The sequence below is a fragment of the Paracoccus sp. (in: a-proteobacteria) genome (assembly GCF_030604785.1).
GTDB lineage: Bacteria > Pseudomonadota > Alphaproteobacteria > Rhodobacterales > Rhodobacteraceae > Paracoccus.
On the sequence record NZ_JAUVVF010000024.1, the window covers coordinates 42,027 to 52,906 of the forward strand.

The 10,880-nt window shown below is 68.0% G+C and carries 9 protein-coding genes; 6 read left to right on the plus strand and 3 right to left on the minus strand.

Annotated elements, in window-relative coordinates:
• Window positions 1–168 precede the first annotated feature (168 nt).
• The 3 genes from QAR72_RS09470 to QAR72_RS09480 all read left to right on the plus strand — a co-directional run bounded on the left by QAR72_RS09470 (window position 169) and on the right by QAR72_RS09480 (window position 2,834).
• On the plus strand, window positions 169–1,005 hold the full coding sequence (locus QAR72_RS09470) for an XdhC family protein (RefSeq protein ID WP_304617122.1): 837 nt from the start codon (window positions 169–171) through the stop codon (window positions 1,003–1,005).
• Between the two features lie 63 nt (window positions 1,006–1,068).
• The gene (locus QAR72_RS09475; RefSeq protein WP_304617123.1) at window positions 1,069–1,866 is read left to right on the plus strand and encodes a hypothetical protein; all 798 of its coding nucleotides are present in this window, start codon (window positions 1,069–1,071) and stop codon (window positions 1,864–1,866) included.
• Between the two features lie 26 nt (window positions 1,867–1,892).
• Window positions 1,893–2,834 carry a glycosyltransferase family 8 protein gene (locus QAR72_RS09480; RefSeq protein WP_304617124.1) on the plus strand — a complete coding sequence of 314 codons (942 nt, stop codon included), beginning with the start codon at window positions 1,893–1,895 and terminating at the stop codon, window positions 2,832–2,834.
• Between the two features lie 27 nt (window positions 2,835–2,861).
• Here QAR72_RS09480 and QAR72_RS09485 read toward each other — a convergent pair whose 3' ends face one another.
• A complete protein-coding gene (locus QAR72_RS09485; RefSeq protein ID WP_304617125.1) occupies window positions 2,862–3,518 on the minus strand; it encodes a peroxiredoxin in 657 nt (218 codons plus the stop codon).
• Between the two features lie 183 nt (window positions 3,519–3,701).
• Between QAR72_RS09485 and QAR72_RS09490 the strand changes: the two genes are divergently transcribed.
• The gene (locus QAR72_RS09490; RefSeq protein ID WP_304617135.1) at window positions 3,702–5,144 is read left to right on the plus strand and encodes an aldehyde dehydrogenase family protein; all 1,443 of its coding nucleotides are present in this window, start codon (window positions 3,702–3,704) and stop codon (window positions 5,142–5,144) included.
• A gap of 229 nt (window positions 5,145–5,373) precedes the next feature.
• Here QAR72_RS09490 and QAR72_RS09495 read toward each other — a convergent pair whose 3' ends face one another.
• Entirely contained in the window at window positions 5,374–6,075 is a 702-nt protein-coding gene (locus QAR72_RS09495; protein WP_304617126.1) for a response regulator transcription factor, read from the minus strand.
• Complete coding sequence (locus QAR72_RS09500) at window positions 6,072–7,973, minus strand: hybrid sensor histidine kinase/response regulator (protein WP_304617127.1); 1,902 nt, start codon at window positions 7,971–7,973, stop codon at window positions 6,072–6,074. The genes QAR72_RS09495 and QAR72_RS09500 overlap by 4 nt, the downstream gene beginning before the upstream one ends.
• 185 nt (window positions 7,974–8,158) lie before the next feature.
• Between QAR72_RS09500 and QAR72_RS09505 the strand changes: the two genes are divergently transcribed.
• Window positions 8,159–10,135 carry an AMP-binding protein gene (locus QAR72_RS09505; RefSeq protein WP_304617128.1) on the plus strand — a complete coding sequence of 659 codons (1,977 nt, stop codon included), beginning with the start codon at window positions 8,159–8,161 and terminating at the stop codon, window positions 10,133–10,135.
• On the plus strand, window positions 10,132–10,880 hold a 749-nt coding region (locus tag QAR72_RS09510; RefSeq protein ID WP_304617129.1), incomplete at its 3' end, for an ABC transporter ATP-binding protein. The genes QAR72_RS09505 and QAR72_RS09510, both read left to right, overlap by 4 nt.

The window sequence follows — 10,880 nt, forward strand, 5'->3', positions numbered from 1 at the left end:
TTTCTCTCCGTTGCGGAACGGTCTGTGGCAAGGATAACCCCTTCGGCCGATGAAGGTCCTGTCACGCTGTCGGGATCGGCAGGGTTCCGCCAAGGCGCAGCGGTTCTGGCAAACGTGCCCACCGGCCCCTATCTTCCCCGCAACCCCCTTCCGCATGGTGATCCCGGTATGAATCCCCACGATCTTGCCGCGCTGCGTCTTCTGGCCCGGGCCGAGGGCGCGCTGTGCACCCTGACCCGGATCGAGGGCAGCTTCTCGCGCGCGACGGGCGCCCATTTGGCGGTGGCGTGGGACGGGCGGATGCGCGGCGCCCTGGCCGATGGCTGTCTCGAGGCCGAACTGGCGCTTCAGGCGCAGCGGTTGAGGGGGCGGGAGGCCACGACGCTGCGCTACGGGCGCGGCTCGCCGGTGATCGACTTCCGACTGCCCTGCGGCAGCGGTCTGGACATCCTGATCGACCCCGCCCCCGACCGGCGGGCGATCCGCGCCGTGCTGCGGGACCTGGCCGCCCGGCGGCCCGCGGTGCTGGCGCTGCCCGACCCGGCGCTGCCGCAGCGCCTGTGCCTGCCGCCCCTGCAGCTGGAGGTCTTCGGCGCGGGTCCCGAATGCCGCGCCCTGTCGCGGCTGGCGCGTGTCATGGGCATCGCCTCTGCGCTGCACCCGTCGGGCCGCCCGCCCGCCCGCCGCCCCGACCCGTGGACGGCGGTCCTGCTGCTGTCGCACGACCATGAACGCGACGAGCCGATCCTCGACTGGGCGCTGGACAGCGAGGCCTGCCACATCGCCGCGATCGGCGGCGCCCGCGCCCGGCAGCGCCGGGCCGAACGTCTGGCCGCCCGCCATGACCCCGGCAGCCTGTCGCGCCTGCGCAGCCCCGCCGGCCTGATCCCCGCGACACGCGATCCCGCGACGCTGGCTCTGTCCGTCCTGGCCGAGGCCGTGGCCGCCCATCAGGCGCAGGTCGCGGCCTTCGCCGATGGTCAGGGCGCGCGCCTGCGGGGCTGAGCGCAGGCTTTACCTTTGCCCGGCCTTGCGCCTATCTGGCCTGATCTGGCAGCGGGGTGCGGCATGAGCGAAGGCGGGATCACCATCCTGACGATGCGTTGGGGGACGCTCTATTCCTCGGACGACGTGAACCGGTTGGCGGCGCAGGTCCGCCGCCACCTGTCGCGACCGCACCGCTTCGTCTGCTTCACCGACGACCCGACCGGGCTGGACGACCGCATCACCGCGCTGCCCCTGCCCGAGCTGGGCCTGCCCGAAGGCAGCCGCGACACGCGCTGGCGCAAGCTGGCCCTGTTTCGCCGCGATCTGGGCGGCCCCGAAGCGGCCCTGTCCGGGACGGCGCTGTTTCTGGATCTGGATCTGGTCATCGTGGAGGATCTGGCGCCCTTCTTCGATCTGCCCGGCGATTTCCTGATCCTGCGCGACGACGACCTGTTCCGGCCCAAGCCCCTGCGCCGCCTGAACCCGTCGCGCGACCGCTTCCTGCACATGGTCGGCAATACCTCGGTCTTCCGCTTCACCGTCGGAGCCCATCCCGAGGTGCTGGAGACCTATCTGGCCGATCCTGCCGCCGCCGCCGCGCGCTATGAACACGAACAGCAGATGGTCAGCGACATCCTCGACCGGCAGGGGCGGCTGCGCTACTGGCCGGCGGGCTGGTGCGTCAGCTTCAAGAACGATTGCGTCGGGCGCTTCCTGACCAGCTGGCTGCGCGACCCGATCTGCCCGCCCGGTGCCAGAATCGTGTTGTTCGCGGGCTCGCCCAAGATGGGGGACGTCCTTGCCGGACGCGGGGGCCGGTGGTATCGGCGCATCGGCAATATCGACTGGTTGCGCCGCGCCTGGTCGGGCGCCGCGTGACAGGGCGCCTGACTGAAGGTAGATCCATGCTGATTGTGACGGGCTCCGACAACAATTACGTCCCCGGCGTTCTGGTGCTTGTCGCCTCGGCCGCGCTGCATAACCCCTCGGCGCGCTTCGCGGTGCTGGATATGGGGATCAATCCCGAGAACCGCGCCCGAATCGACGCGCTGGCGCATCGGCTGGGCGTCTCGCTGCGCCGGGTCGAGGTGTCCGAGGATCATTTCGACCACCTGCTGATCAAGCGCGACCACCTGACCCGCAGCACCTATCTGCGCCTGCTGATCCCCGACCTGTTCCCCGACGAGGACCGGGCGATCTACATGGATTGCGACATGGTCGTCATGGGCGATCTGTCGGAACTGGATCAGGTCGAGCTGGGCGACGCGCTGATCGCCGCCGTTCCCTGCCCCAGCCCCGACCCGTTGGAGGTCGAGGCGACGGGCCACATGTTGGGCACCTATGTCAATGCGGGGCTTCTGGTGATGAACCTGCCGCTCTGGCGGCAGGAGCGCGTGGCCGAGACCTGCATGCGGCTGCTGTCCGACCCGGACCGCCCGCTTCTCAGCGAGGACCAGTCCGCGATCAACATCATCGCGCGGGGGCGCATGCGGCTGCTGGACCCGCGGCTGAACGTCTATTCCGATCCCGGCTCTTACCCGCAGAGCGCCGATTTCCCGCAGGCCCCGCTGGTCCTGCATTACGTGGTCAACAACAAGCCCTGGGCGCTGCCGACGCCTCTGGGGCGGATCTGGCAGTTCCATGCGGACCGCATCGCGGACCTGATGCCGCCGCGATGCAAGCTCAGCCTGCGCCGCCGGCTGTCCCTGCTGAATCGGGACCGCAAGATGCTGCTGGGCCTTGCCTTGGGCCGCGGGAAATACCGCATCCGCAAGAACACGCTGGCCTTGATGAACGGCCCCGTCACCGAGGCCTATCTGCTGCGGGCCGCCCGGCTGGCGCGCTAGGCGCGCCGGGCGTCCCGCACCGCCGGCTCAGGCCGGATCCTTGGCATAGCGCAGATAGGGCAGCTTGATGTCGAGGGGGCCGAACTTCTCCTCGGCGGCCTTGTCGTCCAGCGCCAGCGCCACGATCACGTCCTGACCCGGCACCCAGTTCGCGGGCGTCGCCAGCGGCACGCCGTCGGTCTTGCGGACCGCATCCAGCGCACGCAGGATCTCGGCGAAGTTGCGGCCGACCGACATGGGATAGGTCATCGTCAGGCGGACCTTCTTGTCGGGGCCGATGATGAAGACCGTACGGACGGTCGCGGAATGCGCGGGCGTGCGGCCTTCGGTCGGCAGGTAGTAATCGGCGGGCAGCATGTCATAGGCCTTGGCCACGGCCAGATCGCTGTCGTCGATGATCGCGAAATTCGCCGGCACACCCGCCACCTTGGCGATGTCGGCCTTCCATTTGCGGTGATCGTCCACGCTGTCCACCGAGACGCCCAGAACCTTGGTGTTGCGGGCCTCGAATTCGGGGGCCAGCTGCGCGACGGCGCCGAATTCCGTCGTGCAGACCGGGGTGAAGTCGCGCGGATGACTGAACACGATGGCGTAGCTGTCGCCGATCCAGTCATGGAAGCGGATCGTGCCTTCGGTCGATTCGGCCGTGAAGTCGGGGGCGATGTCGTTGATGCGCAGGGACATGGCCTGTCCTTTCGGTTGGTTGGCTCGGGCTGAACATAAGCAGCCCGCGCGGGAATGCCAGAGCATCGGGGGCGGGCATTCTGACCGGATGGCGGGCGGGGTGCCGCCGGAACCGGCCTTGCGGCGGGCGGCTTGCGGTGACAGGCTTTGCACGAAACGCAGATGGAGGAACAGATGGCCGACATGCTGGACAAGCGCAGCTTCTATATCGACGGCGCCTGGGTGGCGCCCGCCGCGCCGCGCGATCTCGAGGTGATCGACCCCTCGACCGAAGAGCCGGTCGCGGTGATCTCGCTTGGCGGACAGGCCGATACGGACCGCGCCGTGGCCGCGGCCAAGCGCGCCTTTCCCGCCTGGGCCGCGACGCCGCCCGCCGAGCGGCTGGCCCTGGTCGAGAAGATCCTGGAGATCTACAAGCGCCGCGCCCCCGACATGGCCCGTGCGATCACGCTGGAGATGGGCGCACCGGCCGACATGTCCCTTGGCGACCAGGTCGATTCGGGCAGCTACCACATCCGCAACTTCATCACCGCCTTTCGCGATTTCCGCTTCGTGCGCCCGCTTGGCGATCACGCCCCGACCAGCATGGTCGCGTGGGAGCCCGTGGGCGTGGTCGGCCTGATCACCCCTTGGAACTGGCCGATGAACCAGGTGACGCTGAAGGTCATCCCGGCATTGCTGGCGGGCAATGCCTCAGTGCTGAAGCCGTCCGAGATCGCGCCGCTGTCCTCGATGGTCTTTGCCGAGATCCTTGACGAGGCCAGGGTGCCGGCGGGCGTTTTCAACCTGGTGAATGGGGACGGGGCCGGCGTCGGTAGTCAGCTTTCCGTCCATCCCGATGTAGAGATGATCAGCTTCACCGGCTCGACCCGGGCAGGGATCGCGATCAGCAAGGCCGCGGCGGACAGCCTGAAGAAGGTCTGTCTGGAACTGGGCGGCAAGGGCGCGAATCTGGTCTTTGCCGATGCCGACGACAAGGCGGTGGTGCGCGGGGCGCGCCACTGCTTCTACAACAGCGGTCAGTCCTGCAACGCGCCGACCCGGATGCTGGTCGAGCGTTCGGCCTATGACCGGGCCGTCGAGATCGCCGCGCAGGTCGCCAACGAGACCGCCGTGGCCAGCGCCCACCAGCCGGGCCGCCATATCGGCCCCGTCGTCAGCAAGCAGCAATGGGAGAAGATCCAGGGCCTGATCCAGGCGGGGATCGACGAGGGCGCGCGTTTGGTCGCGGGCGGGACGGGCCTGCCCGAGGGCGTCAATCGCGGTTATTTCGTCCGGCCCACGGTCTTTGCCGACGTGACGAACGACATGACCATCGCCCAGCAGGAGATCTTTGGCCCGGTCCTGTCGATCATCCCCTTTGACAGCGAGGAAGAGGCCGTCCGGATCGCCAATGACACACCCTATGGCCTGACGAACTATGTCCAGTCGCAGGACGGCGCCCGCCGCAACCGTGTGGCGCGGCAGTTGCGGTCTGGCATGGTCGAGATGAACGGCGTCTCGCGCGGGGCGGGTTCGGCCTTTGGAGGAGTCAAGATGTCGGGCCGTGCGCGCGAGGGCGGCGTGATGGGGCTTGAGGAGTTCATGGACAGCAAGGCGATCAGCGGCTGGGACACGGACGCCTGATTGCCTGCCCTGACGGGCAGGCGAAGCCGGGGGGACTTCACGTCCCCCCGGACCCCCCTGTGGGATATTTCAACCAAGGCAAAGGGGCTTGCGTGTGCTCTGCCCGAGGGGGCGAGGCGGGGCATGGCCCCCGCGAAAGATGGTCCCCTAAATGGGGACCGGCTTTCGCTGCCACCGCCCGGCAGGGCAATTCCGCAGGCTGTTCGTCCGGGGCTGTGGTGGCGGAGGCTCAGCCGATTTCCGCCAGGAAGATGTAGCCCGCGCCGTAGATCGTCTTGATCAGGCGGGGGTTCTTCGGGTCTTCGCCCAGTTTCGTCCTGAGCCGTGAGATGCGGACATCCATCGCGCGGTCGAAGCTGTCGCCCGCTGCCCCGCCGAGCGCCTCGAGCATCTGGGCGCGGGTGATCAGGCGCCGGGGATTGTCCGTGAAGAGCCGCAGCACCTCGGCCTCGGCATGGCTGAGGGGTGTTTCTGTGCCGTCCGGCGCCGTCAGCATGTAACGGTCGAAATCCGCCTGCCAGCCCGCGAAGCGCAGGTTCTGGGCGCGGGCCGTCTGGCCCTGGGCCGGGCGGCGCAGGCGGGCGCGGATGCGCGCCACGACCTCGGCGGGCTCGAAGGGCTTGATGATGTAGTCGTCCGCGCCCAGTTCGAGGCCCGTCACCCGGTCCTGCACCTGCGCGCGCCCCGAGATGATGATGATGGCCGCCCCCGTGTCGCTGGCCAGGCGGTGGACCAGTGCCAGCCCGTCGCGGTCCGGCAGGCCCAGGTCGATCAGGCAGGCATCGGGGGTGATGCGGCGCAGCGCGGCCTCGAATTCGGTGGCGCGGGCGAAGGATTGGGTGCGGAAGCCTGCATCTTCCAGCGCGGCCGACAGCAGGCGGCGGATTTCCGGCTCGTCGTCGAGGATCGCGATCAGGGGCGTGTCGGTCATGGCAGGGCCTTTGTTGCGGCGGCCAGCGCGGCGGCGAGGCGGGCGGGCGGGAAGGGTTTCGTCAGCACCGGCCCGTCGGCCCTGTCGCGAAGGGCGTCGCCCGCCGGCAGCGAGGTCATCAGCACCAGCGGCAGGCCGCGTCCGGCCAGGTCATGGCCCAACCCGTCGCCCAGCTGGATGTCGGACAGGATCAGCGTCAGGCCCGGCAGGTCAGACAGCGCGCGCGCCTCGGCCAGCGAGGCAGCCTCGATCACCGAATGGCCCAGACCAGTCAGCTGGTCGCGCACCTCGGCGCGGATCGCGTCGTCATCCTCGGCCAGAAGCACCATCTGCGGCGCGACCGGTCGCCAGGGCAGGCGCAGCGTCACCCGCGCGCCGCCGCCGGGGTCGTTGTCCAGCCGCAGCGTGCCGCCCGCCAACTTGGTCTGGTCATAGACCATCGACAGGCCCAGCCCCGACCCGCGCCCCTTCTTGGTGCTGTAGAAGGGTTCGGTCGCGCGCTTTAGCGCCTCGGGCGTGAAGCCGGGCCCGGAATCGGCGACGGTCAGTTCCAGCCATTCGCCGTTCCGGCGGGCCGACAGGGTGATCCGCCCTGGCCCGGTCATGGCGGCATTGGCGTTCAGGATCAGGTTCAGCAGCGAATCCTGCAGGGCTCCGGGGTCCAGAAGCACCTGGCCCTCGGGCAGGTCCAGATCCAGATGAAGCTCCTTGCCCTCGGTCAGGCTGGGCCTGGCCAGCCGGGCCAGTTGCGGCAGCAGCCGCGACAGAAGCGCGGGTTCGGGCGTCAGGTCGCGCGGCGCGCTGATCCGCGACAGGCCCTCCAGCAGGGCGACGCCGCGGCGGGCCGCGGCCAGCGTCGCCTCGACATCCTCGGCCGCGTCTGCGGGCAGGTCGCGGGCGGCCAGACGCGATTGCAGCCCAAGGATGATGGTCAGCAGGTTCCCGAAATCATGCGCCATCCCGGAGGTCAGCTGCGCGGCCAGGCTGCGGCGGCTGGCATGGGCCAGCGCCTCGCGGGCCTGCACCTCGGCCGAGACATCGGTGGACAGGATATAGACGCCCTGGCCCTCGCGGTCGGGCGTCAGGGCGATGCGGATGCGCCGCCCGGATATGGGATGCGTGATCTCGAAGACCTGCGCCTCGCCTGCCAGCGCCCGGCGCATATGGGGTTCCAGCGTCGCGAAGGTTTCCGCGCCATGGGCCTGTTCCACCGTCTTGCCGACGATGTCGCTGGCCGCCCCCGGAAAGACCGAGGCCAGCCTGCGGTTCGAGAAGGTATAGCGGAACTGCGCGTCCATATGGGCGATATGGGCGGGGACCATCTCGGTCACCTGCCGCGTTCGGGCCTCGGTCCGGGTCAGGATGCGTTGCGCCTCGGACAGGGCGGCATTGGTGGCGGCCAGCTTTCGGTTCGCCGCCGCCAGCCGTTCGGCATGGTGCAGCACTTGGTCGGACAGCGCATCCGAGCGCGCCCGCAGCAGCGCCTCTTGCTGCTTGATGTCCGTGATGTCGGTATAGACCGTGACCCAGCCGCCCTGCGAGAGGGGCGCGCCCTCGACCGCGACCCACCGGCCATCGGCGCGTTCGCGTTCGAAATAATGCGGCCGGAAGGCGCGGGCCTGTTCGACGCGGAAGGCCACCGCCGAATCGGGGTCGGGCTGGGGGCCGTATTCGCCGCGCAGGACCAGAAAGCGGATCGTGTCCTCGAAGCGCGTGCCGGGCAGGGTCAGCGCGTCGGGCAGATCGAACATCGCCTGATACTGGCGGTTCGCCACCCGCAGCCGCAGATCGGCGTCAAAGATCGACAGGGCCTGACCGATCAGGTTCAGCCCCGACCGGATCAGCTCGGCCTCGATTTCCGCCTGTGTCAGCGCCGTGTCGATCACCGGCTGGTGCATGGCCCCGTCCCCCCTGGCTGCCCCCCTTGTCGGGGATAGCACCCTGCGTCACGCGCCGAAAGCGCCGTAACATTTCGTTGGAATCCGGCAAAACTGCGGCAAGGATTGCGGACAAGACTGGGCCCGTTCGCACAAGGGCGGGGAGGCCCGGCGGACAGGCGCGATCCGCGCATGAGGGAGGAAACATGGCAGAGCGGCTGACGCCTTCGGGCGAATTGCGATCTGTGCCCGCGCTTCTGGCGCGGAATGTGGCCCGTTTCGGCAACCGGCCCGCCTATCGCGAAAAGGAATTCGGGATCTGGCAAAGCTGGACCTGGGCCGAGGCCGCAGACGAGATCCGGGCGTTGGCCCTTGGGCTTCTGGCGCTTGGCCTGAAGCCGGGCGATCACATGGCGATCATCGGCCGCAACCGCCCGGCGCATTACTGGGGCATGATCGCGGCGCAGATGTGCGGCGCGGTGCCGGTGCCGCTGTATCAGGACGCGGTCGCCGAAGAGATGGCCTATGTGCTGGGCCATTGCGGCGCGCGCTTCGTGCTCTGCGGTGATCAGGAGCAGGTCGACAAGGTGCTGGAGGTCGGCCAGACCGTCCAGGGGATCGAGCAGATCGTCTATACCGACAAGCGCGGCATGCGGAAATACGACCATTCCAGCATGAACGCGCTGGCCGATGTGCAGGCCGAGGGCCGCGCCGCCGCGCAGCGTCTGGGGCCGGAACTGGACCGGCGCATCGCCGCGCTGGACTACGATTCGACCTGCGTGATGCTGTATACCTCGGGCACGACCGGCAAGCCCAAGGGCGTGGTCCTGTCCAACCGCAACATCATCGAGACCGCGAAGAACAGCGCCGAGTTCGACGGCCTGGACCAGCGCGAGGAGATCGTGGCCTATCTGCCTATGGCCTGGGTCGGCGATTTCATCTTTTCGATGGGTCAGGCGATGTGGTGCGGCTTCACCGTGAACTGCCCCGAGGGCGCGCATACGATGATGACCGACCTGCGCGAGATCGGGCCGACCTACTTCTTTGCCCCGCCCCGCGTCTTCGAGGGCCAGCTGACCAGCGTGATGATCCGGATGGAGGATGCCGGCCGCGTCAAGCGGGCGCTGTTTCGCCATTTCATGGGCGTCGCGCGCCGCGTCGGCCCCGCGCTTCTGGATGGACGCCCGGTCAGCGCGATGGACCGGCTGTCCTATGCGCTTGGCAAGCTTTTGGTGGTCGGGCCGCTGAAGAACACGCTTGGCTACAGCCGCATCCGCGTGGGCTACACGGCGGGCGAGGCGATCGGCCCCGAGATCTTCGATTTCTACCGGGCGCTCGGGATCAACCTCAAGCAGCTTTACGGCCAGACCGAGGCGTCGGTCTTCATCACCCAGCAGCCTGACGGGCAGGTGCGCTCGGACACGGTCGGCGTGCCCTCTCCGGGCGTCGAGGTCCGCATCGCCGAGACGGGCGAGGTGTTCTATCGCAGCCCCGGCACCTTTGTCGCCTATTTCAAGAACCCCGAAAGCACCGCCTCGACCAAGGATCCCGAGGGTTGGGTCGCCACCGGCGATGCGGGCTTCTTCGACAAGGACAGCGGCCATCTGCGGATCATCGACCGCGCCAAGGATGTGGGCCGCATGGCCGACGGGTCGATGTTCGCGCCCAAATATGTCGAGAACAAGCTGAAGTTCTATCCTAACATCCTCGAGGCCGTGGTGATCGGCAACGGGCGCGACTTCTGCACCGCGATGATCAACATCGACCTGACCGCCGTGGGCAACTGGGCCGAACGCAACAACATCGCCTATGGCAGCTATCAGGAACTGGCCGCGCATCCGCAGGTCTATCAGACCATCCGCGAACACGTGGCCGAGGTGAACCGCTCGGTCGCTGCAGACCCGATGCTGTCGGGCTGCCAGATCCACCGCTTCCTGGTGCTGCACAAGGAACTGGACCCCGATGACGGTGAGATGACGCGCACGCGCAAGGTGCGCCGCGCCGTCATCAGCGAGAAATTCGCCGACCTCGTGGGCGCGCTCTATGACGGATCGACCAGCATCTATACCGAGACCGAAGTGACCTACGAGGATGGCCGCAAGGGCAGCATCAAGGCCACCTTGCGCATCGAGGATGCCCCGGTCTTCGGCGACAAGCGCCAGCAGAAGGTGGCCGCCCAATGAACCAGATGAACACCGAAGGTTACGTCACCCCCGATGGCCGCCAGATCGGCGGCGTGCTGATGGAGCTGAAGAACATCACCCTGCGATTCGGCGGCGTGGTGGCGATCAAGGATATCAGCTTCGACATCCGCCAGGGCGAGATCCGCGCGATCATCGGGCCGAACGGGGCGGGCAAGTCCTCGATGCTGAACATCATCTCGGGCTTCTACACCCCGCAAGAGGGAGAGGTCTGGTTCAAGGGCTATCGCCGCGGGCCGATGAAACCCTATCAGGTCGCCCGGCTGGGCATCGCCCGCACCTTCCAGAACATCGCGCTGTTCGACGGGATGTCGGTTCTGGACAACATCATGACCGGGCGGCTGAACCGCATGAAGGCGGGCTTTCTGGCCCAGGCCCTGTGGTGGGGCGGCGCCGAACGCGAAGAGAACGAGAACCGCGAGGCCGTCGAGAAGATCATCGACTTCCTCGAGATCCAGAACATCCGCAAGACGCCCGTCGGCCGGCTGCCCTATGGCCTGAAGAAGCGCGTGGAACTGGCCCGCGCGCTGGCCGCCGAGCCGCAGCTTCTGCTGCTGGACGAGCCGATGGCCGGCATGAATGTCGAGGAAAAGGAGGACATGTCCCGCTTCATCCTCGACGTGAACGACGAGTTCGGCACCACGATCTGCCTGATCGAACACGATATGGGCGTGGTCATGGACCTGTCCGACCGGGTCGTCGTGATGGATTACGGCAAGAAGATCGG